Raw genomic sequence first — 25,613 nt, 5'->3', positions numbered from 1 at the left:
GGAGTCAGCGCGGGCGGTGCACGCCGAGCCGGACCGAGAGCGTGACCGGCACCGGCTCGGGCAGCGCGGCGATGCGCGCGGCGAGCCGTTGCGGGTCGGCGTGCCAGGCGCTCGGTCCCATCCCGACGAGCGTGCTGACCTCGGCGCGGGTCAGCGCGAGCCGGGCCCGGTGCGCTGTCGCGGACTCCTCGGCGAAGTGGGCGCCGAGGCTGCCGGCGACCCGGTCGGCCTTGTCCGGGTCCACCCGCAGCAGGTCCAGCGCGTCGACGAGTTCGGTCAGGTGGTCGGCGGCCGGGGTGACCACCAGCAGCGCGCCGCCGGGGTCGAGCACCCGGTGGAACTCCGGGCCGTTGCGCGGCGCGAACACGTTCAGCAGCACGGCGGTGGACCGGTCGGCCAGCGGCAGCCGCTGCCAGGTGTCGGCCAGCGCGGCGGCGGCGCGCGGGTGCGCCCGGGCCGCGCGGCGCAGCGCCGGCTTGGAGACGTCCAGGGCCAGGCCGGCGGCGTCCGGCAGCGCCGCCAGCACCGCCGCGAGGTAGTGCCCGGTCCCGGCGCCGGGCTCGACCACCAGGGGGTACGGGTCGACGCCCGCGACGCGTACCGCGGTGGTGGCGAGCGCGGCGGCGACGGTGTCGTAGTGGCCGGCGGCGAGGAAGCCGGCGCGGGCGGCGACCATCTCGGCACTGTCCCCGGTGTGCGGGGCGCGGCCGGTGAGCAGGTTGACGTACCCCTGCCGGGCGATGTCGAAGCTGTGCCCGCGCGGGCAGCGCAGTGCCCGTGCGGTGCCGGCGGTGGTCCCGGTGAGCGGCTCGGCGCAGACCGGGCAGCGCAGCCGGGCGAGGATGCGATCGTCCACGGCTCAGCCCTCCGCTGCCGGTCGGCCGGTGAGGTGGTCGATCACCCGCTGGCTGAGCGTGCCGAGCGCGGCCACCTCGGCCGGGGTGAGCCGGTCGATCAGGTGCCGGCGGACGGCCGCGACGTGCCCGGGCGCGGCGGCCTCGACGGCCCGGCGCCCGGCCGGGGTGAGGACGACGACCGAGCCGCGGCCGTCGGTGGCGCACTCCTCCCGGGTGACCAGGCCGCGTTGCTGCATCCGGGAGATGTGGTGGGACAGGCGGCTGCGGGACCAGAGCATCCGGTCGGCCAGTTCGCTGAGGCGTAGCCGCTGTTCCGGGGTCTCGGACAGGTCGCTCAGGACGTCGTAGTCCGGCTCGGAGAGACCGGCGTCCTGCATCAGCTCCCGGGCCAGTTCCAGGTCGAGCAGGCGGCGCATGCGGCGGTAGCCGCGCCAGGCGCGGTCCTCCTGCTCGTCCAGCCAGCGCGGTTCGTCCATGCGGCGATCGTACCGGTGTTGTTGACATGTCACCAAGTTGCGCTCTAGGTTGATGACATGTCAACCAAAATGCCGTCGCGGCTGGTGCGGCTGGTCGCCGGCCTGGCCCTGTTCGGCGTCAGCGTCGCGCTCATGGTCCGCGCCGACCTCGGGCTTGCGTCCTGGGACGTGCTGCACCAGGGCCTCGCCGACCGCACCGGCCTGCCGATGGGTCTGCTGGTCAACGGCGTGGCGCTGCTGGTGCTGCTGCTGTGGATCCCGCTGCGGCAGCGCCCGGGCATCGGCACCGTCGCGAACGTCGCACTCGTCGGCCTGGCCCTCGACGCGACGCTGGCAGTGCTGCCGCCGGTGGACCCGCTCGCCGGCCGGATCGGCCTGCTGGTCGCGGGCGTCCTGCTCAACGGCCTCGCCACCGCGCTCTACCTCGGCGCCCGCCTCGGCCCCGGCCCGCGGGACGGGCTGATGACCGGTCTGGCCGCCCGCGGCCTGCCGCTCGGCCCGGCCCGCACCGGGATCGAGGTGACGGTGCTGGCGGTCGGCTGGCTGCTCGGCGGCGCCGTCGGCCCCGGCACCCTGCTCTACGCGATCGGCATCGGGCCGATCGTCGCCTGGTTCGTTCCCCGGCTCACCGCCCCGGCCCCCGTCCCGACAGGAGTGACCTCACCATGCCCCGCCTGACCGTCATCGTCGCCAGCACCCGCCCCGGCCGGGTCGGCCGCCGCATCGGTGACTGGTTCACCGCCGCCGCCGTCCGCCATGCCGGCTTCGACGAGGTACGCCTCCTCGACCTGGCCGACGTCGGACTGCCCTTTCACGACGAGCCGCACCATCCGTCCGAGCGGGTCTACCTGCACGAGCACACCCGCGCCTGGAGCGCCGAGATCGACGCCGCGGACGCCTTCGTCCTGGTGATGCCGGAGTACAACTACGGCTTCAGCGCGCCCCTGAAGAACGCGATCGACTACCTCTACCACGAGTGGCAGCACAAACCGGTGGGCTTCGTCAGCTACGGCATGACCTCCGGGGGCCTGCGCGCGGTGCAGATGATCAAGCAGGTGGTGACCACGCTGAACATGACCCCGGTCAACGACCAGGTGGTCGTCTTCCTGCGGCAGGCGCTGGACGAGGAGGGCGAGCTGCGACCCGACCCGGGCCGCGAGGAGGCCGCCGCGCTGATGCTCGACCGGCTCGCCCGGCTGGCCACCGCGCTCGCGCCGCTGCGGACCGGAGTGGCGCGGTGAGCGCGGTGAGCGCACGGCTGTGGGAGCTGTTCGGCGAGCGCGGGCGCGGGGTGCTCGCCACGCTGCGCCGGGACGGCCGCCCCCAGCTGTCCAACCTCGACTACCTGGCCGAGCCGGGCCTGATCCGCTGCTCCACCACAGGTGACCGGGCGAAGGTGCGCAACCTGCGCCGCGACCCCCGGGCCAGCTTCCACGTGACCACCGCCGACGGCGGCGCGTACGCGGTCGCCGAGGGCACCGTGACGCTCACCCCGCCGGCCGCCGCAACCGACGACGCCACGGTCGAGGAACTGGTCGAGGTCTACCGCCGGATCCGGGGCGAGCACCCGGACTGGGCCGAGTACCGGGCCGCGATGGTGGCCGACGGGCGGGTGGTGCTCCGGCTCGCGGTGGAGCGGGTGTACGGCTGGCGTCCCTGAACCGGCCCGGTCCACCGCCACGCCCGCACCGGGGGTGACTAGGGTCTGAGCATGGTCGCAATCTCGTACGAGGACATCGTCAAGGTCCCGAAGGCGCTGCTGCACGATCACCTCGACGGCGGCCTGCGGCCCGCGACGATCGTCGAGCTGGCCGCCGAGGTCGGTCACGAACTGCCCACCACCGACCCGGCGGCGCTCGGTGTCTGGTTCACCGAGGCGGCGAACTCCGGCTCGCTGGAGCGCTACCTGGAGACGTTCGCGCACACGGTGGCGGTCATGCAGACCCCTGCCGCGTTGCGCCGGGTCGCCCGCGAGTGCGCGCTGGACCTGGCCGCCGACGGCGTGGTCTACGCCGAGGTGCGGTTCGCCCCGGAGCAGCACCTGGAGCAGAACCTGACCCTGGACGAGGTGGTCGACGCGGTGGTCACCGGGTTCCGGGAGGGCAGCGCGCTGGCCGCCGAGGCCGGCACCCCGATCCGGATCGGCACGCTGCTCACCGCGATGCGGCACGCGGCCCGCTCGCAGGAGATCGCCGAGCTTGCCGTGCGGCACCGCGACACCGGGGTGGTCGGCTTCGACATCGCCGGCGCCGAGGCGGGTTTCCCGCCCACCCGGCACCTGGACGCGTTCGAGTACCTCCAGCGGGAGAACTTCCACTTCACCATCCACGCCGGTGAGGCGTTCGGCCTGCCGTCCATCTGGCAGGCGATCCAGTGGTGCGGCGCCGACCGGCTCGGCCACGGCGTCCGCATCGTCGACGACATCACCCCGGGCAACCCGCCGGTGCTGGGCCGGCTGGCCGCGTACGTGCGGGACAAGCGCATCCCGCTGGAGCTGTGCCCGTCGTCGAACGTGCAGACCGGAGCGGCGGCCTCGATCGCCGACCACCCGATCGGTCTGCTGCGCGACCTGCGGTTCCGGGTGACTGTGAACACCGACAACCGGCTGATGAGCGGCACCTCGATGTCGCGGGAGATGGCGCTGCTGGTGGAGGCCTTCGGCTACGGCTGGAAGGAACTCCAGTGGTTCACCATCAACGCGATGAAGAGCGCCTTCATCCCGTTCGACGAGCGGCTGCGGATCATCGACGAGGTGATCAAGCCGGCGTACGCCGAGATGATCGGCTGATCACGAACGGCGGGGGTGGCCGGAGAGCAGTGCGGCCACCCCGCGCAGCACCTGCCCGGCCCGGGCCGCCTCGGCGCCCAGCCCGGTCTGCCGGCGCAGCACGGCCGGCTCGGCGCGTAGCAGCGCGACTCCGCGCCGGAGCAGCACCCGGGGCGCCTTGCGCTGCTCGGTGAGATCCCGGGCGAGGCGGCGCAGGAACGTCGCGCCGCGCGGGCGGCGCAGCGCGTACGCCCCGGCGAGCAGCCCGAGTCGCCGGCACTCGGCCACGATCTCGGCCGCGAAGATCCCCTCGGCCACGAAGATTGGCGATCCGTCGACATCGAATGGCCGGGTGGCTACCCGACGGTCCGCGCCGATCGCATAAACCGGCACTTCGGCCTTGCCCTCCCGGGCCAGTCGGGCGATTGTTTGCACCGCCATGTCCGCATCCCAGGACAAGGGGGACTCCCAATCCACCTGTCCGTTTCGACGCGGACACGTAGGGTCATCGCCGTCCTTGTAGAAGTCGTCCAGGCAGAGCACCGGAAGTCCGGTTCGCTTGGCTATGTATGACTTTCCCGACCCGGAGGGGCCGGCGAGCAGGACGACGCGGTGCGGGTGTTCCATTACCTTCAGTGACTCCGGCCAGACGGATTGCTATCAAATTGCATCAACATCTCATCACACCTCTGGTGAGGGACAACCTGGTCTTTCTCTTTGCGGAGCGGCGTGATGGAATCTCGGAGGTCCGACCCGCCGGGTCGGTCGCTCGGCGTTGCCCTCAGGGTGGCGCGGGGCGCGGTAATGCGAGGGCGGTGACGTGAGCAAACGGCCAACGACGGCGGGCTCCTTCCTGTCGCGGCTGCGCCGGCCGATGAGTCGGCTGCGCGACATGCCGATCTGGTCCAAGCTCGGTCTGATCATGATCGTGCCGACCATCGCCACGGTCGTGGTGGGCACCAGTGGTCTGGTCGACCACCTGGAGACGCTCAACAATGCCAACCGGGCGGGGGATCTGGCCAACCTGATCGGCTACTCGGGTGACCTGGTCGACACCGTGCAGGACGAGCGGGTCGGCGCCGTGCTCTTCCTCGGCGCAAAGGAGTTCCAGACCCGGGCGCAGTACCAGGAGGGCTACAACCGGGCCAACCAGCGGGTGGACCAGGCGAAGTCGCCCTACCTGCGGCAGCGTGGCGAGATCGACGACCTGCCCCGCAACTTCGTCGGGCTGCTGGACACGATCGACACCCAGCTGAAGGACCTTCCGGCGACCCGGAGCCAGGTGCTGAACGGCAAGCTCAAGATCAATGACGCCGACCAGGCGTACCGGCAGCTGATCGAGGACCTGCTCGCGATCCGCGACTCGGCCACCCAGCTCGCCGGCAACAACGACCTGAGCGACCGGATGCGCGCGTCGGCCGCCGTGGCCCGGCAGAAGGAATACCTGACCCAGCGCCGCGTGGTCGTCCACCAGGCGCTCACCCAGAACCAGTACACCGCCGCGCTGCGCGAGCAGTTCATCGCCAGCGGCACCGGCCAGTCGCAGTCGCTGGCGACGTTCCAGGCGGTCGCCACCGAGCCCGACAAGCTGTTCTACGAGCAGACCGTCTCCGGGCCCGACCTGCGCAAGGCCGACCGCTTCACCAGTTTCGTCTCGGGCAACAACAACGGCTCCATGGAGAACGCCCCGTTCGGGGCGGACCAGTGGGACCAGACCATGGTCGCCAACGCCAAGCTGATCCGTACCGTGGAGTCCCGGCTCGACGGCAACGTGGTCCGGCAGGCCGACGCGCTGCGGTCGGACACCCAGCGCCAGGTGTTCCTGGAGACCGGCCTGCTGCTCACCATGCTGCTGCTGGCCATCCTGTTCGCGTACCTGGTGGCCCGCTCGATGGCCCGCTCGCTGCGCGACCTGCGCCAGGGCGCCCTGGCGGTGGCCCAGTACGGGCTGCCGCAGGCGGTCGCCCGGCTGCGTGACCCGCAGGTGACCGGCCAGCTCTCCCCGGTCCAGCTGGCGAACCAGATCGCCGAACCGCTGCCGGTGCGCAGCAAGGACGAGTTCGGCCAGGTGACCGAGGCGTTCAACGCGGTCCACCTGGAGGCCGTCCGCACTGCCGCCGAGCAGGCTGCCCTGCGGGCGTCGGTCGCGACCATGTTCGTCAACCTGGCCCGCCGCTCGCAGATCCTGGTCGACCGGCTGATCGGCCACCTCGACCGGCTGGAGCGCGGCGAGGAGGACCCGGACCGCCTGGCCGAGCTGTTCCAGCTCGACCACCTGGCCACCCGGATGCGCCGCAACGACGAGAACCTGCTGGTCCTCGCCGGCGCGGACTCCACCCGTGTGCAGCGCGAGCCCGCCGCCCTGATCGACGTGCTCCGCGCCGCCCAGTCCGAGGTCGAGCACTACACCCGGATCGAGTTCGGCGTGATCGACAGGGACATCGAGGTCGCCGCCCACGCGGTCAACGACCTGGTGCACCTCGTCGCCGAGCTGTTCGACAACGCCACCGCCTTCTCCCCGCCGGACTCGCAGGTCATGGTGGAGGCCCGGCGGGTCGGTGACCGCGCCTCCCTGTACGTGGAGGACCGGGGCATCGGCATCAGCCCGGAGCAGCTCCGTGACCTCAACGAGCGGCTGGCCACGCCGCCGCAGGTGGATGTCGCGGTCTCCCGGATGATGGGCCTGGTCGTGGTCGCGCGGCTGGCCGCCCGGCACGGCGTCCGGGTCGAGCTGCGACCCGGAGCCGACCGGGGCACCGTCGCCGACGTGACGCTGCCGACCTCGGTCCTGGTGCCGCGTGCCCTGGCCGGTCGTGGTCCGGGCGCACCGGCACTGCCGGCCGCCGGCCCGCAGCAGGGTGGTCCGGCGCCCGCGTTCGGCGCCCTCGCCGCCTTCGGCAACAACAACCCGCCGAGCCTGCCGCCGGCGCCGCACCCCGGCTCCTCGGGCAACCAGGTCACGCTCGGCGGACGCGCCTTCGACCCGGCGCCGCGCAACGGCTCGGGCACCCCGGCGAACGCCGGTGGCGGCCGTGCCATGCCGGCCTGGTCCGACCTGACCGGTGCCAACCCGTCCGGTGGGGACGGCGGTTTCGGCGGCCGGCCCTCCAACGGCCAGTCGATGGACTCGCTGCCGCAGCGGCGCAACCCGGGCGAGGGCGACCCGGGCACCAGCGGTCAGCAGCCGGCCATCCCGCGCCAGCTGCCGAGCAGCCCGGAGGCGCGGCCCTACAGCCCGCCGCCGGTCTCCGCGCCGCCGGTCCCGCCGGTGTCGGCGCCGCCGCTGCCCCCGGTCTCCGGCGCGCCGGTCTCCGGCAACCCGCTGCCGTACCGCCCGGTCTCGGCCGCCCCGGTCTCCGGCGACCCGTTCTCGGGCCGCCCGGTCTCCGCGGCGCCGGTCTCCGGCGACCCGCTGCCGTACCGTCCGGTCTCGGCCGCTCCGGTCTCCGGGCACCCCGCGTCGGCCGCGCCGGTCTCCGGTCAGCCCACCGCCGGTCACCCGGCCTCCGCGCCGCCGGCGAACCAGCTGCCCGCGCGTCCGGTGCCCGCACCGGGTGTCAGCGCCCCGCCGGTCTGGCCCCCGGTGGCGCCGACCCCGGCACCGGTGGCGCCGGAACGGCCCGCCAGCGGCATGGACATGACCACCGAGCTGCCCCGGGTGCCGCGCACGGAGATGCCGGCCACCCCGCAGCAGGCGACCGGACGTCCCGCCGCCGCCCCGCCCGCGGACCGGCCGTCCGAGGCCCGGCCCGCCACCCCGGCGGCTCCGGCGTCACGACCGGCCGTGCCGCAGCAGCCGGGCAACCGCCAGCGGTACGCGGACGAGACGATGGAGCTGCCGATCTTCCGGGAGCTGGAGTCGGCGTGGTTCCGCACCCGCCGGCCCGGGCCCAACGAGGAGTCGGCGGCCCCGGCCCCGACGGCGAACGGTGGCGACGCCACCCAGCAGTTCGCCAAGGTGGACACCGCCGGCCGGCCCGTGCCGCAGCCGACACCCGCAACGACAGGTAACACGCCGATGGCACACACTCCGACGGCCGGCGGAGCACCGCGTGACAACGGCGCGGCGAACGGGAACACGCGTCCCGCGTACACCGGCGGGCTGCCCACCCGGCAGCCGGCCGCGCCGCCGCAGCCCTCCTCCCCGTGGCAGACGGCGGCCGACGACGGCTGGCGTGCCGCCTCGGCGGCCACCGAGGTCCCGGTTGCGGAGACCACCCAGAAGGGCCTGCCGAAGCGGAAGCCGATGGCGCAGCTCGTGCCGGGCAGCATCGACAAGCCTTCTGCCTCGGTGCAGCGCCGGACGCCGGAGGGGGTCCGGGGCCTGCTCTCGGCCTACCATCGGGGCGTGCAGCGCGGGCGTAACACCGACAGCAACACGACCGGCCCGGAGGGCACTCCGGGCGGGCAGCAGTCCTCGCAGTCTGGCTCAGGCCCGGTGGCCGGGAGCGGGCAGAAGGAGCAACAAGGATGACTACTACGCAGGATCTCGGATGGCTGCTCGCCAACTTCGCCGACCGGGTGCCCGGTGTGGCGCACGCGGTCGCGGTCTCGGCCGACGGCCTGCTTCTCGCCTCGTCCCGTGACCTTCCGCGGGACCGCGCCGACCAGCTCGCCGCGATCGCGTCCGGTCTGGTCAGCCTCACCCAGGGCGCGGCCCGCTGCTTCGAGGGCGGGGCGGTGTTGCAGACAGTCGTCGAGATGGACAACGGCTTCCTGTTCCTGATGTCCATCTCCGACGGTTCGTCGTTCGCCGTGCTGGCGGCGCGGAGCTGCGACGTGGGCCAGGTCGGGTACGAGATGGCCCTGCTCGTGGACCGGGTGGGCGATGCCCTGACGCCGCAGCCGCGCACGGCTGTGGGGATGATGGGCTGAATGACGCGCTGGCCGGTGGGTCAGGTGCGGGAACAACAACGACAGCGACGAATGTCACCGGGGCGAGCCGGTGCCGGGTGCGAGGGAGGTGAGCGGCGAAATGGCGGATCGTGACGAGCCGACCGGAGCGTTGGTCCGGCCGTACGCCGTTACCCGCGGTCGTACCCGTCCCCGGCTCGACATCGCCCTGGAGGCACTCGTCGAGACGACGGTGCGCGGCCGAGCGGTTGCCACTGGCAATGGTGGCCAAGGTCGTGAACACCAGTACATCGCCGCGTTGTGTGACGGACGTGTGCAGTCGCTCGCCGAAATCGCGGCGCGGATGCAGCTTCCGCTCGGCGTGGCCCGGGTGCTCATCGCCGACATGGCGACGGACGGCCTGGTCGCGGTCCACGAGCCGACCATTTTGGACGACTCCGACGACGCGGTGGGCACTGAACTGCTGGAGAGGGTGCTGAGTGGACTTCGCAGGCTCTGACATGTCGCACCGGCCGCCGGCCCAGAGCGGCCGCGTGACGTCGGCGAAGATCGTTATCGCCGGTGGGTTCGGCGTCGGCAAGACGACGCTGGTCGGTTCGGTCTCGGAGATCACGCCGCTGACCACCGAGGCGATCATGACCTCCGCCGGTGTCGGCGTCGACGACACCCGGCAGGTGCCGGGCAAGACGACGACCACGGTGGCGATGGACTTCGGTCGTATCTCGATCGACCGGGATCTGATCCTGTACCTGTTCGGTACGCCGGGTCAGACGCGGTTCTGGTTCATGTGGGACGAGTTGGTCCGGGGTGCGATCGGCGCTGTGGTGCTGGTCGACACGCGGCGGCTCGCCGACTGCTTCGCCGCCATCGACTTCTTCGAGCACCGGCGGCTGCCGTACCTGGTGGCCATCAACTGCTTCGACGGCATGCAGTACCACGATCCGCAGGACGTCCGGGACGCGCTGGCGATCTCCCGCGACGTGCCGGTGGTGCCGTGCGACGCCCGTAACCGGGAGTCCACGAAGCACGTGCTGATCTCGCTTGTCGAGTACGTGCTCACCATGCGGCGCTCGCGGGCCGTCGCGCCCGCCTGACCGACGCGCGGAAGCGCCCGGCGGCCTCAGGGCCACCGGGCGCTTCCTGCCGTCCGGGGTCGGACACGTTGCGCGATCGTCCGGTGACCCTCCACGTGGGACGGTCACCGGACGGCGCTCGAGGTCAGGCGTACCGGGTCCAGGTGCCCCGGAACACCTGGTAGACGGCGAGCGAGTCGGGCTCCATGCCGCCGTGCCGGTCGGCGCGGAACGCGTACCCGCCGGCGATGCCCTCGACTGTCTGCGCCTGCAGGAGGGCCCGCAGCCGGCCCCGGTCCAGGCTCGTCGCCATCCGCGCCGACGTGGCGAGGTGCTGGAGCGCGTCCGAGGCGTACGGGGCGAAGTCCGGGCTGACGCCGTGCCGCTGCGTGTAGCGGTTGACGAAGTCACGGCGGGCCAGCTGCGCCGTCGTGGTGGCGGTGGCCCCGGAGACGTCCAGACAGGCCGGATGAACCGCGTACGCGCCTTCCACGGCGTCGGCGTTCGCCCCCTGCACGGTGTCGTCGGCGACCGCGCCCGCGTCGAAGAAGATCGGGCCGCGGTGGCCCGCCGCGCGCAACTCCCGCGCCGCGGCACCGGAGTCGGGTGCGGTACCCCAGACCACCACGCCGTCCCGCTCGCCGCCCGCGACCCGCTCGGCGGCGGCACGGAAGCGCCGGCCGGTCGCCGGCAGGCGTACCGTGCGGGCCAGGTCGACGCTGCTCTCGGTGAGCGCCTCCCGCATCGCCCGTACGCCCGAGTCGCCGTGCAGCCCGGTGGCCGCCAGCACGGACACCCGGCGGATCCGCTTCGACTCGAACAGCTCCACGAGGCGACGCGCCATGTCCACGGCGTCGGGGGTGAGCTTGTAGGTGAACGTGCGCTCGTCCAGCGGCGCCACGATGCGGTCACCGTAGCCGAGGGACAGGAAGGGCGTCTTGACCCGCTGGGCGGCAGCGGCGAGGGCCACCGAGGTCTCGCTGAGCACACCGCCGATGAGGGCCTGCGCGCCGGCCCGGGTGAGATCGGCGGCATGGCGGGCGGCGACCTCGGGATTGCTGCCGTTGTCCAGGATCTGGAGCCGGACGGACCGGACCAGGTTCCCGACCGGTACGCCGGTGCGGTTGAGCGAGTCGGCGGTGAGTTCCAGGGCACGTCGCTGGGCGACGCCGAGCAGCGCCCCGGCACCGGTCAGCTCGAGGCTCGCGCCGACGGTCAGGTCCTGGTCGCTCGGCGCGCTGCTGGACGGGCCGTCGTCGGGCCGCTGGCCCTGCGGCGCGCACCCGGCGAGCAGCAGGCTACCGGCAGCGGCAGCGAGGACGCCCCGCCGGGTGAGCACAGTGGAGTCGAACGCCGGTGTCGCCAATGGAATCGCCTTCCCACCCCGGCGAACAGGCGCCGCCGCTGGTCCGCCGGGTATGTTCCCGGCCGGTCCAGCCCAGCGTCAAATCGCCCCGGTGTGGGATGAAACACCCCGTCGAGCCCCGGTCAGGAGCGGTAGCCCGCCGAGCGGTACTCGTACTCCCGGTCGTCGTCGCGGTCGCCGGTGTCGCGGGTGAAGTCCCAGCCGCCGGCCGCCTCGCGGCCCGGGCGGCCACCCACGGCGAAGCCGCCGATCTCCTGGCCGCGCCGCCAGCCGCGGAAGTAGCCGGTGGTGTTCTCGGCGAGGCTCGCCGCGTTCCGGACGATCCGCAGTGGCCGCTCCTCGCGCAGCGGGGAGCCCGGCACCAGGTTGGCCTGCGGCACGCGCTTCGGCAGGCCGGCCTTGGTCTCCGCGCCCACGGACGGGCGGGCCGCCTGCTCGGCCGCCTGCCAGCCGGTGTCGGCGGTGCTCGACCACTCCAGGTCGGCCTCGTCGCCGTGCCCGACGAACCAGGCGGACTTCGCCTGCGCGAAGATCAGCAGGTCGCCGTCACCCTCGTCGGAGACGGGCGGCGGACGGTGCTCCTTCGGGGCGGGCCGCCGCTCGGGTGCGGCGGGAAGCGGGACGCGACCCGGGTCGCCCTGGTCGACCAGGCGCAGCGGGGGCGTCTCCAGGCCGGGGTCGGCCGGTCGGCTCATCTCGTCGCGCAGTGCCCGGTCGGCGAGCGGCGGCGGCTCCACGAGCCGCAGCATCGGCGGCTCCTGCGGCAGGTCGTCGGCGAGCCACGGCGGGGTGACGCGGCCGGGGTCGCTCGGCGCGTCCACGCCCCGCCCGTACGAGTAGGTGGTGCCCTCCCGCTCCCGCGCGCTGTCGTCCTCGTTGTTCACCAGCGGCCAGTTCGCGCGGGAGCCCGGCGGCGCCTCCGGCGCGGGCGGGCGCGGGGCCGGCACCGGGATGCTCAGGTCGGTGGCGCTGAATCCACCGGTGGGCGCTTCCTGGTGCGGGTTCTGGTTGGTCTTCGGGCGGGGCGGGATGACGGTGCGCTGCCGCTCGGCCCGCGCCTTGTTGATCGCCGCGGTGGTGAGCGTCGGGCGGAACGGCTCGCCGGCCTCGGCCGGCGGCACGGCGCCGCGCGGGGACGGGGCGATCGGCGTGATCCCGGGTGGCGGCGGTGGCGGCGCGGAGATCGGCCGGTTGGTGGGGCCGTCCACCCGCGACGGCAGCGGTGCGCCGGTCGGTTCGGGCCGGGCCGGGGGAACCGATCCCGGGCGGCCCAGTGCTGCCGCCGGAGCGGCGGGCGTGACCGGGGCCGGGGCGACCGGCGGCGGCGTGACGGGCGCGGGCGCGACAGGAGGCGGGCCGAGCGGCCGGGGCGTCGTCGTGGCGGCCGGACCGGACACCGGCTCCGGACGGCTGCGTCGTCCACCGGGGACCGGCTCGGGAAGGCCGCGACGGCCGGCCGGCTCGGGTGCGCCGGCTGGTTCGGGTGCGCCGGCCGGTTCGGGACGGCCGCGGTACGGCTCCGGCGGGATCGACCGCACCGGACGCAGGTCGGCCGCGGGCGTCGAGGCCAGCTCGTCGACCTGCTCGCCCCGCCGCGCGGCGGCCCGGCGGCCGGTCGCGGGGGCGGGAGAGGTGCGCTCGGCGAGCGCGCCGACGAGCGCGTCACAGCCGGCGTCACAGGTCCGCACCGAGGCGACGGCCTGCCGGACGGTCTCGGCGACGGCTGCGGTGAGCGTGCGGTTGACGGTGGCCCGCCGGGGCGTCTCGGAGATGGCGACCCGGAGCGCGGTCACCGCGTCGGAGACGGCGTCGGCGTCGGCCACCCCCTCGCCGGACAGCTGCGCGACCACGGCGTCGGCGGCCAGTGCGCCGTCCCGGCCGCCACGGCCCGCGGGACCGGTGAGCATGCCCGGCTCGGGCAGCGCGTCGAGCACCGCCAGGGCGACCCGGTCGGCGGGGTCCGGGTACGCGCGCAGCGCGGCCGGGTAGAGCTCGCGGAGCACCTCGCGCAGCGTCACCGCGGCGGAGTGCCGGCCGCTCGCCAGCGCCGCGTGCGCGGCCAGGACCTGCGTGTATCCGGCGAGTTCACGCGGCGCCGGGAGGGTCACCGCGGAGAGCGCGCCGGCCTGGAGCGCACGGGCCAGCCCGACCGCCCGGCGCTCGGCGGGCGGGGACTGCATCTCCTCCAGGGAGTCGTCGTCGGCGAAGCGCTCGGCGAAGTCGTCGACCGAGTCGTCGTCAGCGATCGCCAGCGGCCGGCCGGCGGCGCTCAGCAGAGAGGTGACGATGTGGTCGTCGCTGTCGGCGGCGATGGCCGCGCCGCTCGGACCGCCGGACCGTTCCACCAGCAGCGCGACCAGCCGGGCGTAACCGGCGGGATCGTCACCGATCTCGCAGACGTGCAGCAGACGGCCTGCGTCGTCGACCACAGCGGACGTCAGCGTCGTTCCGGCCGAAGCCGTTCGGTCGGCCGGATCTGCCGAGGCCAGACCGCAGTACACGCGCACGAGCGCCACGGCGTCGTCCTCCTCCCGGGACACAGGTCTTGCACTGCCAGAGACTGATGCTCCCCGCTCCGGGTCAGTCGCGCCAGTCCACAACCGCAGAGATCTTGCCGACAATGGTGCGCCAACCGAGACTTGCGGTTTGTGCCCCGATTTTCTTCAGGCGGCGACGGCCCAGGAAACCACCGACACCCCCGTTGACGGAAGCCCGCAGCGCCTCGTCCAGGTCGTCCAGGCTGGAGCCGGCCGAGAGCATGTCCAGCACGGCGGGTAGCCGCAGGGCGTACGCCAGGTCACGGGCGATCTCACCGGCTTCGATGAGCAGCTGGTGATCCCACGCGTCGTGGCCGCCACGCAGGTTCTCCACCACCAGGTCGAGCTCGTACGTGTCCTCGTCCAGCGGGGCGATGTCGGCCGGTTCCAGCCGTTCGGACAGTTCGTTCCAACTGTCCAGCTGGGACAGGTCGTTGGGCGCACCGGAACGGATGAAAGTGACCAATGACTCAGGGGTCTTGAACAGCAGGAGCCGGCCCTTGTGGGTGAGGAAGACAGGTACCTCCTCGTCGCCCGCCTCGTCCTCGTCCTCGTCGTCCTCGTCCTCGTCGTCCTCGGCCTTGTCGTCGTCCGAGGCGTCGGCCTTGCCCTTGCGGCGGGACTTGGCGTCCTTCTCCTCGTCCTCGTCGTCCTCCTCGGCGGAGAGGGCGGCGAACTCCTCGTCGAGGATCACCACCTCCTCGTCCTCCTCGGTCTCGACGACCTGGCGGCGGGCCAGGAACGGGTCGTCCTGGTCGCGCTCGGCGACGTCGGTCGGGGTCAGCTCGCGCGCCGACCGGTAGGCCCGCAGCGTGAAGCCGGTGCCGGCGGGCAGGGCGATCTCCACCGGGTCGATCCGCACCTCTTCCCAGAGCGCGCGGTCGGCCGGCGGGCGGTCCTCCTCGACCTCGTCGGCCGCGGCGGCGGCGTCGGTGTCGTCGAGCTCGGGCTCGTCGGCGTCGGGCCGTTGGGGCGACTGGCGGGCCACGCTGACCTCCGTGTGCGTTCGGGTTGCCCACCCGGCGGCGTCGCGCTGCCGAGTGACTCTGCGCACATACCCTAGTGGGCGACCGTTCCGACCGGGAGTCGCACCCCATGGCGTCGCGGCGGCACGACAAGTAGCGTTGCTACCTATGAAGGCGCAGGCGCTGCACGGACACCTGGACGCGCTCCTGCTCGCCGTGCTGGAACGGGGCGCGCTGCACGGCTACGCGATCATCGAGGCGTTGCGTGCCCGCAGCGGCGGCACGCTGGATCTGCCCACCGGCACCATCTATCCGGCCTTGCGCCGGCTGGAGCGGGCCGGGCTGGTGGCGAGCACGTGGAGCACGGTGAACGGCCGGGAGCGCCGGACCTACGAGCTGACCGACGCCGGTGGCCGGGCGCTGGCGGGGGAGCGGGCCGGCTGGCGCGAGTTCAGCGCCACGGTCGGCCGGTTCCTCGGGGCGGACGAACCGCCCACCGCCCCGGCCTGACGGTGCCCGGCCGCTCAGGCGGCCAGCCGCCGCTCGGCGAGCACCCAGCAGCGGGCCGCCCGGGCCAGCGCGAACCAGGCCGCGGAGACCACCACCATGCCGATGATCATCGGAGGCCAGGTGAGCGCGGCGTCCCACAGCCCGATCGACCAGCCGAACAGCGCGCCGCCGGCGACCGCGCCGAGCAGCAGGCTGCCGGTCAGACCGAAACCGATCAGCCGGGCCGAGCGGGCGAGCCGGGGCGACCCCCACCGGGCGGCGAGCGGGCCGACCAGCAGCGCGGCCAGCGCCAGCGTGGCGATCACGGCCCAGATGACGTCCAGCCCGGCGGAGAGCAGCAGGTAGCTCTGCGGCGGCGGGGGACCGCCGCTCCAGCTCGACCCCTGCCAGGTCAGGTCACCGGCGGCGATCAGCGGCACCGAGATCAGGAGCGTGCGCAGCGCCAGCCCGCGCAGCGCCCCGGTGGCCAGCTCGGCCTGGAATTCCGGCACGAGCTGCCGGTCACTGCCGAACTCGGCGACCGCCCGCCGCTCCGCCTCCGCGCGCGGCAGGCCCCCTTCCCGGTACGCCTCGACGGCGTCCTCCAGCGCGTGCCGCGCCTCGGTCAGCAGGTCGGTCTTGAGCCGGTTCGGCCCGTGCAGCCGCGTGGACAACTCGTGCAGCCGCTGGTCGACCACTGCCTCCTCATGCACCCGCATGCGCCCAGCCTGCCACCGGAGGGCGACGGCCGCGTCAGGGAAAACCCCGATCGGCCGGGTGTCAGGGCGTGATCGCCAGGTAGCCGCGCTCGGCCGCCTCCTGGCGCAGCCACTGCTCCCGGTACCAGCCGGGTCGTGCCACCAGCTCGTCGTGCCGGCCGCGCTGCGCGATCCGGCCGTCCTCGAGCACCACGATCTCGTCCAGTCCGGCCAGGCCGCTGAGCCGGTGGCTGATCAGCAGCACCGAGTGCCCGGCCGGGGTGGCGGCGAGCGTGGAGTCCAGCACCGCGTCGGCGGCCGCCGGGTCGAGCCCTTCGGTCGGCTCGTCGAGCACCAGCACCGGCGGGGCGGCCAGCAGCGCCCGGGCCAGCGCGAGCCGCTGCCGTTGCCCGCCGGAGAGCTGCCCGCCCTGCTCGCCGACCACCGTGTCCCAGCCGTCGGGCTGCTCGCGTACCCAGTCGAGCAGGCCGGCCGCCCGGGTCGCGGCGACCAGATCCGCCTCGGTGGCGTCCGGCCGGCCGAGGAGCAGGTTCTCCTTGACTGTGGCGTGGAAGACGTATGCCTCGGCGAGCAGGCCGCCGACCACCCGGGGCAGATGCTCGGCCGGGATCTCGGACACCGGCACGCCGCCGACGGTGACCTGGCCGGTGTCGGGGCGTACCGCGCCGGTGAGCACGGCGGCGAGGGTGCTCTTGCCGGCGCCGCTCGGCCCGACCACCGCCACCCGGCGGCCGGCCGGCAGGTCGAGGTCGAACCCGGTCAGGGCGGGGGCGGCGCCGGCCCGGTAGCGGACCGTCACGTCGGTGAACCGCACGTCGTGGCCGTCGAGCGCGGGCTCCGGCGCGGTCCGCGGCGTCGCCGTGGCGGGCTCGGTGAGCAGGTCCGCGACCCGGGCCAGCCCGGCCCGCAACTGGGTGCGCTGACGGGCCGCCGCGACCAGCGCGAGGGCCACCTCCACGGCGGCGAGCGAGCCGACCGCGAGGACGCCGACGAGCACGCCGCCGACGTCGGCGCGCAGCGCGACGGCCACGACGGCGGCGGCGGTGAGGCCGGCCACGAGGACGCCGAGCGCGTCCACCGCGAAGCCGGTCGCGGCGAGCCGGCGTTCCAGCCGGGCCAGCCGTCCGGCCCGCTCGTCGGCGGCGGCGAGCGCGGCGCCGGTGGCCCCGAACGCGGCCAGGTCGGCGGCGCCGTGGGTGAGGTCGACAGCGTCCACGGCGAGCGCGCCGCGCAGCGGGGCCACCTCGTCGGCGGCGCGGCGGGTGATCCGGGAGGCGAGCGTGGGCAGCGCCACGCCTGCCACGAGCAGGCCGATCGCGAGCACGCCGGCGGCCGGCGGCGAGATCAGCGCGGCGACGCCGACGGCGAGCACGCTGACCAGTGCCGACGCCGCTCCCGGCACCAGGACGCGCAGGAGCAGGTCCTGGGCCGCCTCCACGTCGGAGACCAGCCGGCTCAGCGCGTCCCCGGTACGGCGGCCGGTCTCGCGCCGGGCGGCGAGCGTGGCGAAGACGCGGGCCCGTACGTCGGTGATCATGCGCAGGACGGCGTCGTGCCCGGCGAGCCGTTCGGTGTACCGGAACACGCCCCGGCTGACGGCCAGCGCCCGGACGGCGACGATGGCCACCGTCAGCCGGTCCAGCGGCGGCCGGCCGGCGGCGCTCATCAGCAGCCAGGTGGCGGTGGCCATCAGCGCCAGGCCGGCGAACTCGGTAGCGGCGGCGAGCAGCCCGGCGCCGAGCAGCCGGTTCAGGTAGGGCCGGGCCAGGCGCAGTACCGCGCGTTCCGCGCCGGGGATCATCGGGGCACCGCCGGGCCGGCGGCGGTCGGGTGCAGTTCGGTGACGCGGCCGTCCTCGACGCGCAGGATCCGGTCGGCGTCGGCGAGCAGCGCGGGCCGGTGCGCGACGAGCAGCGCGGTACGCCCGGCGACCAGCCGCCGCGTCGCATCCAGCACCACTGCCTCGCTGGCGCTGTCCAGCCGCGCGGTCGGCTCGTCGAGCAGCACGATCGGCGCGTCCCGCAGGAACGCGCGAGCCAGCGCGACGCGTTGCCGCTGCCCGCTGGACAGGCCGTGGCCGCGCTCGCCGAGGCGGGTGTCCAGCCCGTCGGGCAGGGCGCCCACCACCTCGTCCAGCGCGGCGCCGGTGACCGCGGCGGCGAGCGTGGCATCCGGGGTGTCCGGTGCGCCGAGGCGGATGTTGTCGGCGAGCGACCCGGCGAACAGGTGCGCCCGCTGCGGAACCCAGGCCAGTTCGCGCCGCCAGGCGTCGGGGTCGACCCCGGCCAGGTCCACCCCGTCGACGGTGATCCGGCCGGATGTCGGGGCGACGAAGCCGAGCAGCAGGTTGAGCAGTGTGCTCTTGCCCGCGCCGCTGGGCCCGATGATCGCCACCCGGTCGCCGGGCCGGACGGTCAGCGTGACGTCGCGCAGCGCCGTGGTCCGGTCGTACGCGACTGTGACGCCCTCGAAGCGGATCTCGCTGCGGCCGCCCGGCGCCGGATGGCGCGGCTCGGTGGTGGCGGGCGCGTCGGCCGCCGACAGCGTGAGCGCCTCGTCCAGCGCGGTTAGGCCTTCCATGCTGGCGTGGAACCGGCTGCCCGCGGCCCGCAGCGGCAGGTACGCCTCCGGGGTGAGCAGCAGCACCAGCAGCGCGGTGGAGAGCGTGATGCCGCCGCCGAGCAGCCGGATGCCGATCGGCACCGCGACCAGCGCGACGGAGAGCGTGGCGACCAGTTCCAGCACCAGCGCGGACAGGAACGCGATCCGCAGCGTCTTCATGGTGGCCTGGCGGTGGCCGTCGGCCATCCGGCGTACCACGTCGACCTGCCCCCGGGACCGACCGAACGCGCGCAGCGTGGGCAGCCCGGCCACCATGTCGAGGAAGTGCCCGCCGAGCAGCGACAGCCGTCGCCACTGCCGCTCGGTGGCGGCCTGCGCCTGCCAGCCGAGCAGCGCGCCGAAGATCGGGATGAGCGGGATGGTCAGCGCGATGATCAGCGCCGAGCTCCAGTCGGCGAACACGATCCGGGCGAGCACCGCCACCGGCACCGTGACGCTGAGCACGAGCTGCGGCAGGTAGCCGGTGAAGTAGGGGTCGAGCGCGTCCAGGCCGCGCCCGGCCAGCGTGGCGAGCTGCCCGGCCCGCTGCCCGGCGACCCAGGTGGGGCCGTGCCGGCCGACCGCGCCGAGCAGGTCGGCGCGCAACGCCGCCTTGACCGTCGCGGCGGCCCGCGCCGCCACGGTGCCCTGCGCCCAGCTCACCAGCGCCCGCCCGGCCACCGCCGCCACGAACCCGGCCAGTGCCGGCCGGTGCAGCCGGCCGTCGAACGCCGTGGCGAGCAGCGTCGCCAGCGCGGTGGCCTGCGCGATCACCAGCAGCGCGGTGAGCCCGCCCAGCACCGCGAGCACGGCGAGGTCGCGCCGGGCCGCGGGGACCCGACGCAGCAGACGCGGGTCGAACGGGCGGCGGTTCACCAGTACACCGGTGCCCTGCCGTCGATCCGTCCCCGGAACACCCACCAGCACATTGCCTGAAAGCCTAGTAGGGCCGGCAGGAGCGGTAGCGCGAGCCATCCCAACAGGGCCAGCGTCGGACGGCTCGCGGCCGCCTCGGCCACCGTCAGCGACGCCGCCGGGTCGGCGGTGGAGACCAGGATCCGGGGCCAGAGCGCGGCCCCGATCAGCGGCGCGGGCAGCGCCAGCGCGGTCGCGGTCGCCACGAAGGCCACCCCGGCCCGGCCCCGCCGCAGCGCCGCGCGGGCCGCCAGCAGCGCCGCCACGAGCGCCAACGGCAGGAGTACGGCCACAGCCGGTCGCGCCACGGCGGCGCGTACCCGATCGGAGAGCAGGCCCAGGACGGTGGCCGAGCCGACCGCGACCAGTGCGGCGGGCACCAGGCCGCTCGCCAGCCGGGCGAGTGCCGGGGCGTCGGCGGCCGGCAGCCGGAGCGTGAGGAACGTCGCACCGTGCACCGCGACCAGCGCGAGCAGGGCCAGCGCGGCGGCGGCGACGAACGGGGTGGCGAGATGGCCGACACCGACCACGTGCCCGTCCGCGCTCAAGGGCACGCCCTGGAGCAGCCCGCCGAGCACCGCGCCCCAGCCCAGCGCGGCGAGCATGCCGCCGGCCACCACCACCCGGTCCCAACCGGCGCGAGCGGTGGCGGAGGCCGGGCGGCTGCGCAACTGCACCCCGGCGGTCACCAGGACCACACCGGCCAGCGCGGCGAGCACCGCCGGGTAGAAGCCGGAGAGCAGTTCGCCCTCCAGCCGGGGGAACGCGCCGAACAGGATGCCGACGGCGGCGACCAGCCAGACCTCGTTGCCGAGGAAGAACGGCCCGAGCGCGGTGAGCGTGGCGCGGCTTCCCGGTCTCGGGCCGCGCCGGGCCAGCAGCAGGCCGACGCCGTAGTCGTAGCCACCGAGCACGAGGTAGGTGGCGAAGAAGAGGCCGAGCAGGGCGTACCAGGCGAGTTCCACGGCGGGCTCCCTCAGACGAGCACGGGCTGGTGGGGGGCGTCGGTGTCGGGCGCGGGCGGGCGGCCGAGGGCGGGGTCGTGCGCGCCGCGTGCGGCGTGCCGGGCCATGAGCGTCCAGTTGGTCACCGCGAGCGCGCCGAGCAGGAGGCTGAACCCGATCAGCGAGGCGAGCATCAGCCCGGGCGAGACCGGCGAGACGGCCTGCGCGGTGGGCAGCAGCCCGTACGCGGCCCAGGGCTGGCGGCCGACCTCGCGGGCGATCCAGCCGAGCAGCATCGCCACGAAGGGCAGCGGCAGGCCGAGCAGGATCAGCCAGAGGGGGACCTTCAGCCGAATGATCCAGTCGCGCCAGAGCAGCGGCAGCAGGAGCCAGAGGGTGCCCAGCGCGAAGCCGATCAGGATCATGAAGCCGAGACCGACGTTGGAGAGCACCGGCGGATCCCAGTCGCCGGGGCCGAACCGTGCGGTCCAGTCGGCGACGAGCGCGTCCCGGTCCGGCCCGCCGCCGAACTTGGTCGGCTGGACCTGCGCGACCGGCCCGAACTGGGCGAAGCCGAAGCCCTGGAGCAGGGTGACCGAGAGCGCCGCGGTGACCAGGCCGAGCCGCAGCGAGGTGCGGAACAGCGCGTAGTCGGGCGTACGCCGCAGCAGGTGCCAGGCGCTCACCGCGGCCATCAGCAGGCCGCCGGTGACCAGGCTCGCCGAGATCACGTGGCCGAACGCCATGCCGAACGTGGGATTGGTGAGCAGCGCGCCGAAGTCGGTGAGGTGGGCGACGCCGTCGCGGACCTCGTACCCGACCGGGTTCTGCAGCCAGGCGTTCGCCACCATGATCCAGAACGCCGAGGCGTACGCGGTGATCGCCACGCCCCAGAGCAGCGCCAGGTGCACGCCGCGCCGCAGCCGGTGCCATCCGAAGATCCACATGCCGAGGAACGTGGACTCCAGGAAGAACGCCACCAGCGTCTCGATGGCCAGCGGCGCGCCGAACACGTTCCCGACGTAGCGCGACAGCCCGCTCCAGTTCAGGCCGAACTGGAACTCCATCACGATGCCGGTGGCGATGCCGAGCACGTAATTGATCACGTAGAGCTGGCCCCAGAACCGGGTCAGCCGCTCGTACACCGGCTTGCCGGTCAGGTAGCCGGCCGTCTGCAGGCCGACCAGGAGCGTGACCAGGCCGAGCGTGACCGCCACGAACAAGAAGTGGATCGAGGTGGTGGTGGCGAACTGGAGGCGGGCGAGGAGCAGCGGGTCCACTGTGTCCCCCATGGGTTGGCTCGCTTGTCGTAGCCAACCTACACGTAGCCTCGCTACCTATACTGGTGCGCGAACCCGGAGAAGTCCCTTAGGGGGCGGCGGATCAGCTCAGGAACAGGGCGAACGGCAGCGAGACGAGCGTGCCGGCGACCGCCAGCGCCATCGCGCTCCGCACCCGCGGCGGGCGGCCCGCGACGAGCAGCCGCTGCACGCGTACGTCGAGATCGCGGTCGCCGAGTCCGAGCGTGCCGGCCGGCTGCACCCGGTGCTCGGCGGCGGCGAACCGGCGCAGCGCACCGGCCAGCGGCGCGTCCGCGTGCAACTCGCGGGCCTTGTCGTCGGCGCGCATCTCGACCAGCAGCGCCACCCGCGCGTGCGCGTCCCGCACCCACCGGAACCAGGGCAGCGCCCGGCACAGCGCGGTGAACGGCAGCAGCACCAGATCGTGCCGCTCCTGGGCGTGCGCCCGCTCGTGGGTGAGCACCGCCGCCAGTTCGGCCGGGTCGAGCAGGTCGAGCGTGCCCGCGCTCACCACCACCCGGGGACGCACCCCGGGCAGGCAGTACGCCGCGGCGCTCGGGTGGTCGAGCACCAGCGCGCCGGGCACCGTCGGGTCCCGCCGGGCCACCAGGTGCAGCAGCTCCCGGTGCCGGCGCTGGGCGCGGACCGCGCCGTGCAGGCTGCGTACCGTCGTGGTGAGCAGCACCGCGCCGATGCCGAGACCGACGCCGACCAGGCTGAGGTGCACCGCGCCCACCCCGGCGGGCAGCGCGCCGTGGGCCAGGTCGTCGGCCAGGGCCAGCAGCGCGTACCCGGTCGCCCGGTCGTACGCGTCGAGCCCCAGCGCCATCGGCAGCCCCATGGCGGACAGGCCGAGCGCCAGCCCGACCGCCTGCCAGCAGATGATCGCCACGCGGGGCGCCCGCCAGGTCCAGCGCGCGGCGGCGAGGACCTGCGCGGTCAGCCAGCAGGCCAGGATGATCGCGGCGAAGTGCAGGGCGTACGCCACGGCAGCCGCCCTACCGGTCCGTCGCCTCGTCGAGCGCCGGCCGCCCGGCCCGCGGGTCCTCGACCCGGCCGGTCGGCCCGTCCTCGACTGTCGCCCCCGCCTCGGCGCCGAGCGCGGCGCGGAGCACGTCCGCCTCCGTGCCGGTCACCGAGCGGGCGAAGCGCACGAGCGCGGCGTCCCGGCTGCCGCCGAGATCGAGGGCTTCGAGCATGAGCTGGGCGATGTGCGCCTCGCGGGTGGCGGCCGGGCGGTAACGCCAGGCGCGGCCCTCCCGCTCGCGCTGCACCATGCCCTTGCCGGCGAGCCGGTCGAGCACGGTCATCACCGTCGTGTACGCGAGTTCCCGGCCGTCCAGGGCGTCGGCGACCTCGCGCACCGTCACGCCGCCCGACGAGGCGGGCGCCGCGTCCCACAGCACGTCCATCACCGCACGCTCAAGGTCCCCCAGCCGAGTCACCCGTCAATCCTACCCCCGGTAGTAGATCCCCTTCGACCCCCGGGGACCGCCCGGGTCAGACGCCCTTCGGGTGCCAGACCGTTTTGGTCTCCAGCAGCGTGGTCATCCGGGTGATGCCGGGATCGGCGTACCAGTCGTGGTCGGCCGGGGCCGGCCGCAGCACCCGCTTGAGGTTCTCCGCCGCCTTGACCTCCAGGTCGGCCGCCAGCTCGGCGTCGGCGACGCCGGTCAGGTCGATCGCGTTGACGTCCATGTGCGCGGCGAGCGTCGGCACGGTCTCGGTCAGCCGGCCGGTGAGGATGTTCACCACCCCGCCGGGCAGGTCGGAGGTGGCGAGCACCTCGGCCAGCGTCACCGCCGCCAGCGGCGCCGCCGGGGACGCGGCCACCACCACCGTGTTGCCGGTGACGATCGCCGGGGCGATCACGCTCACCAGGCCGAGCAGCGCGGGCTCCTCGGGGGCCACGACCGCGACCACGCCCGTGGGCTCCGGCGCGGACAGGTTGAAGTACGGGCCGGCCACCGGGTTCGCGCCGCCGTACACCTGGGCGACCTTGTCGGACCAGCCCGCGTACCAGACCCAGCGGTCGATCGCCGCGTCCACCTCGTCGGCCGGGACGCCCAGGGCGACGAACTGGTCGCGCCGGCCCTCCAGCATCTCGGCGACCCGGTAGAGGATCTGACCCCTGTTGTACGCGGTCGCCCCGGCCCAGCCCTTCACCGCGGCGCGGGCGGCCACGACCGCGTCCCGCGCGTCCTTCCGGGAGGCAAGAGACACGTTCGCCGATTGCACGAGATACGACCGTCCCGACTCGCTGCGCGGAAACTTCCCGCCGATGAAGAGCTTGTACGTCTTGCGTACCGCGACCCGCTCAGACATTGAGGTACCCCTCCAGCCCGTGCCGGCCGCCCTCGCGACCGTAGCCCGACTCCTTGTAGCCGCCGAACGGCGACGTCGGGTCGAACTTGTTGAACGTGTTGGCCCACACCACGCCCGCGCGCAGCCGGTCGGCCAGCCACAGGATCCGGGAACCCTTGTCGGTCCAGATCCCGGCCGACAGCCCGTACGGCGTGTTGTTGGCCTTCTCGACGGCCTCCGCCGGGGTGCGGAACGTCAGCACGGACAGCACCGGGCCGAAGATCTCCTCGCGGGCGATCCGGTGGGCCTGGGTGACGCCGGTGAATATGGTCGGCGCGAACCAGAAGCCGCGCTCGGGCAGCTCGCACGGCGGCGACCAGCGCTCCGCGCCCTCGGCGGACCCGGCGTCGGACAGCTCCCGGATGCGGGCCAGCTGCTCGGCCGAGTTGATCGCGCCGATGTCGGTGTTCTTGTCCAGCGGGTCGCCGACCCGCAGCTGGGCCATCCGGCGCTTCAGCGACTCCAGCACCCGGTCGGCCACCGACTCCTGGACCAGCAGCCGGGAACCGGCGCAGCAGACGTGCCCCTGGTTGAAGAAGATGCCGTTGACGATGCCCTCGACGGCCTGGTCGATCGGGGCGTCGTCGAAGACGATGTTCGCGGCCTTGCCGCCCAGCTCCAGCGTGAGCTTCTTGCGGGTGCCCGCGACCGAGCGGGCGATGGCCCGGCCCACCTCGGTGGAGCCGGTGAACGCGACCTTGTCCACGCCCGGGTGCTCGACCAGCGCCCGGCCGGTGTCGCCGGCGCCGGTGACGATGTTCACCACACCGGCGGGCAGGTCGGCCTGCTGGCAGATCTCGGCGAACAGCAGCGCGGTCAGCGGGGTGGTCTCGGCCGGCTTGAGCACCACCGTGTTGCCGGCGGCCAGCGCCGGGGCGATCTTCCACGCCAGCATGAGCAGCGGGAAGTTCCACGGGATGACCTGCGCCGCCACGCCGAGCGGCTTCGGGTCCGGCCCGAAACCCGCGTGGGGGAGCTTGTCCGCCCAGCCCGCGTAGTAGAAGAAGTGCGCGGCGACCAGCGGCAGGTCGACGTCGCGGGACTCCTTGATCGGCTTGCCGTTGTCCAGCGACTCCAGCACCGCCAGCTCACGCGAGCGCTCCTGGATGATCCGGGCGATCCGGAACAGGTACTTGGCCCGGTCCCGGCCCGGCATCGGACCCCAGACCTTCTCGTACGCGCTGCGGGCGGCTCGGACCGCGCGGTCCACGTCCTCGGCGCCGGCCTCGGCGATCTCGGCGAGCACCTCCTCGGAGGCCGGGTTCACCGACTTGAAGCTGCCGCCGGAGGCCGGGTCGACGAACGCGCCGTCGACGAAGAGCCCGTACGAGGGCTTGATGTCCACCACCGAGCGGGACTCGGGGGCGGGTGCGTATTCGAACATC

General features: G+C 74.2%; 23 protein-coding genes and 1 pseudogene. 9 read left to right on the top strand and 15 right to left on the bottom strand.

Annotation, left to right across the window (positions count from 1 at the left end; genetic code table 11):
• Window positions 1–4 precede the first annotated feature (4 nt).
• Complete coding sequence (locus tag O7607_RS08725) at window positions 5–856, bottom strand: putative RNA methyltransferase (protein ID WP_269702300.1); 852 nt, start codon at window positions 854–856, stop codon at window positions 5–7.
• A 3-nt stretch (window positions 857–859) separates the two neighbouring features.
• A complete protein-coding gene (locus tag O7607_RS08720; RefSeq protein ID WP_269702299.1) occupies window positions 860–1,333 on the bottom strand; it encodes a MarR family winged helix-turn-helix transcriptional regulator in 474 nt (157 codons plus the stop codon).
• Between the two features lie 57 nt (window positions 1,334–1,390).
• On the opposite strand from O7607_RS08720, the gene yczE reads away from it, so the two are divergent.
• From yczE to O7607_RS08700, 4 genes are read left to right on the top strand one after another with little or no spacing between them, the layout of a single operon-like run.
• Window positions 1,391–2,011 (top strand): membrane protein YczE, encoded by a 621-nt coding sequence (gene yczE / locus O7607_RS08715; RefSeq protein ID WP_269702296.1) that lies wholly within the window; start codon window positions 1,391–1,393, stop codon window positions 2,009–2,011.
• Entirely contained in the window at window positions 1,999–2,574 is a 576-nt protein-coding gene (locus O7607_RS08710) for an NADPH-dependent FMN reductase (RefSeq protein WP_269702294.1), read from the top strand. The genes yczE and O7607_RS08710 overlap by 13 nt, the downstream gene beginning before the upstream one ends.
• Window positions 2,571–2,993 (top strand): PPOX class F420-dependent oxidoreductase, encoded by a 423-nt coding sequence (locus O7607_RS08705; protein WP_269702292.1) that lies wholly within the window; start codon window positions 2,571–2,573, stop codon window positions 2,991–2,993. Before O7607_RS08710 ends, O7607_RS08705 begins: the two co-directional genes overlap by 4 nt.
• Window positions 2,994–3,044: 51 nt before the next feature.
• Window positions 3,045–4,121, top strand: coding sequence for an adenosine deaminase (locus O7607_RS08700; RefSeq protein WP_252453230.1), 1,077 nt, complete (start codon window positions 3,045–3,047; stop codon window positions 4,119–4,121).
• Here O7607_RS08700 and O7607_RS08695 read toward each other — a convergent pair whose 3' ends face one another.
• Window positions 4,122–4,418, bottom strand: coding sequence for a hypothetical protein (locus O7607_RS08695; RefSeq protein WP_269702288.1), 297 nt, complete (start codon window positions 4,416–4,418; stop codon window positions 4,122–4,124).
• 502 nt (window positions 4,419–4,920) lie between these two features.
• Between O7607_RS08695 and O7607_RS08690 the strand changes: the two genes are divergently transcribed.
• The 4 genes from O7607_RS08690 to O7607_RS08675 all read left to right on the top strand — a co-directional run bounded on the left by O7607_RS08690 (window position 4,921) and on the right by O7607_RS08675 (window position 10,048).
• On the top strand, window positions 4,921–8,574 hold the full coding sequence (locus O7607_RS08690) for a sensor histidine kinase (RefSeq protein ID WP_269702286.1): 3,654 nt from the start codon (window positions 4,921–4,923) through the stop codon (window positions 8,572–8,574).
• Entirely contained in the window at window positions 8,571–8,975 is a 405-nt protein-coding gene (locus O7607_RS08685) for a roadblock/LC7 domain-containing protein (RefSeq protein WP_013283992.1), read from the top strand. Before O7607_RS08690 ends, O7607_RS08685 begins: the two co-directional genes overlap by 4 nt.
• A gap of 100 nt (window positions 8,976–9,075) precedes the next feature.
• On the top strand, window positions 9,076–9,453 hold the full coding sequence (locus tag O7607_RS08680; protein WP_091416218.1) for a DUF742 domain-containing protein: 378 nt from the start codon (window positions 9,076–9,078) through the stop codon (window positions 9,451–9,453).
• A gap of 1 nt (window position 9,454) precedes the next feature.
• On the top strand, window positions 9,455–10,048 hold the full coding sequence (locus O7607_RS08675) for a GTP-binding protein (protein ID WP_269702284.1): 594 nt from the start codon (window positions 9,455–9,457) through the stop codon (window positions 10,046–10,048).
• 124 nt (window positions 10,049–10,172) lie between these two features.
• Here the strand turns inward: O7607_RS08675 and O7607_RS08670 are convergent, their stop codons facing one another.
• The 3 genes from O7607_RS08670 to O7607_RS08660 all read right to left on the bottom strand — a co-directional run bounded on the left by O7607_RS08670 (window position 10,173) and on the right by O7607_RS08660 (window position 14,918).
• Window positions 10,173–11,393 carry an ABC transporter substrate-binding protein gene (locus O7607_RS08670; RefSeq protein WP_269702282.1) on the bottom strand — a complete coding sequence of 407 codons (1,221 nt, stop codon included), beginning with the start codon at window positions 11,391–11,393 and terminating at the stop codon, window positions 10,173–10,175.
• Between the two features lie 122 nt (window positions 11,394–11,515).
• The gene (locus O7607_RS08665; RefSeq protein WP_269702280.1) at window positions 11,516–13,933 is read right to left on the bottom strand and encodes a transposase; all 2,418 of its coding nucleotides are present in this window, start codon (window positions 13,931–13,933) and stop codon (window positions 11,516–11,518) included.
• 40 nt (window positions 13,934–13,973) lie between these two features.
• Entirely contained in the window at window positions 13,974–14,918 is a 945-nt protein-coding gene (locus O7607_RS08660; protein ID WP_269702278.1) for a DNA primase, read from the bottom strand.
• A gap of 145 nt (window positions 14,919–15,063) precedes the next feature.
• Between O7607_RS08660 and O7607_RS08655 the strand changes: the two genes are divergently transcribed.
• Window positions 15,064–15,405, top strand: a complete 342-nt coding sequence (locus O7607_RS08655) for a PadR family transcriptional regulator (RefSeq protein ID WP_013473973.1) — start codon at window positions 15,064–15,066, stop codon at window positions 15,403–15,405.
• Window positions 15,406–15,419: 14 nt separating this feature from the next.
• Here O7607_RS08655 and O7607_RS08650 read toward each other — a convergent pair whose 3' ends face one another.
• The 9 genes and pseudogenes from O7607_RS08650 to O7607_RS08610 form a co-directional block, all read right to left on the bottom strand.
• Complete coding sequence (locus O7607_RS08650; RefSeq protein WP_269702276.1) at window positions 15,420–16,103, bottom strand: permease prefix domain 1-containing protein; 684 nt, start codon at window positions 16,101–16,103, stop codon at window positions 15,420–15,422.
• Between the two features lie 61 nt (window positions 16,104–16,164).
• A pseudogene (gene cydC / locus O7607_RS08645) lies at window positions 16,165–17,979 on the bottom strand (thiol reductant ABC exporter subunit CydC); the annotation flags it as partial.
• The gene (gene cydD, locus O7607_RS08640; RefSeq protein ID WP_269702274.1) at window positions 17,901–19,580 is read right to left on the bottom strand and encodes a thiol reductant ABC exporter subunit CydD; all 1,680 of its coding nucleotides are present in this window, start codon (window positions 19,578–19,580) and stop codon (window positions 17,901–17,903) included. The gene cydD and the pseudogene cydC, both read right to left, overlap by 79 nt.
• Window positions 19,577–20,584 carry a cytochrome d ubiquinol oxidase subunit II gene (locus O7607_RS08635; RefSeq protein ID WP_269702273.1) on the bottom strand — a complete coding sequence of 336 codons (1,008 nt, stop codon included), beginning with the start codon at window positions 20,582–20,584 and terminating at the stop codon, window positions 19,577–19,579. Before O7607_RS08635 ends, cydD begins: the two co-directional genes overlap by 4 nt.
• A gap of 11 nt (window positions 20,585–20,595) precedes the next feature.
• Window positions 20,596–21,843, bottom strand: a complete 1,248-nt coding sequence (locus tag O7607_RS08630) for a cytochrome ubiquinol oxidase subunit I (RefSeq protein ID WP_332367329.1) — start codon at window positions 21,841–21,843, stop codon at window positions 20,596–20,598.
• Between the two features lie 103 nt (window positions 21,844–21,946).
• Window positions 21,947–22,852, bottom strand: a complete 906-nt coding sequence (locus O7607_RS08625; RefSeq protein WP_269702269.1) for a M56 family metallopeptidase — start codon at window positions 22,850–22,852, stop codon at window positions 21,947–21,949.
• Between the two features lie 10 nt (window positions 22,853–22,862).
• Window positions 22,863–23,309, bottom strand: a complete 447-nt coding sequence (locus tag O7607_RS08620) for a BlaI/MecI/CopY family transcriptional regulator (protein WP_269702267.1) — start codon at window positions 23,307–23,309, stop codon at window positions 22,863–22,865.
• A 55-nt stretch (window positions 23,310–23,364) separates the two neighbouring features.
• Complete coding sequence (locus tag O7607_RS08615) at window positions 23,365–24,189, bottom strand: aldehyde dehydrogenase family protein (protein ID WP_269702266.1); 825 nt, start codon at window positions 24,187–24,189, stop codon at window positions 23,365–23,367.
• Window positions 24,182–25,612, bottom strand: a complete 1,431-nt coding sequence (locus tag O7607_RS08610; RefSeq protein WP_269702264.1) for an aldehyde dehydrogenase family protein — start codon at window positions 25,610–25,612, stop codon at window positions 24,182–24,184. The genes O7607_RS08615 and O7607_RS08610 overlap by 8 nt, the downstream gene beginning before the upstream one ends.
• Between the last annotated feature and the right edge of the window lies 1 nt (window position 25,613).

The organism is Micromonospora sp. WMMA1949 (assembly GCF_027460145.1).
Lineage (GTDB): Bacteria > Actinomycetota > Actinomycetes > Mycobacteriales > Micromonosporaceae > Micromonospora.
The sequence above is the reverse complement of the archived record's forward strand: the minus strand, read 5'-3'. Positions and strand labels throughout refer to the sequence as shown.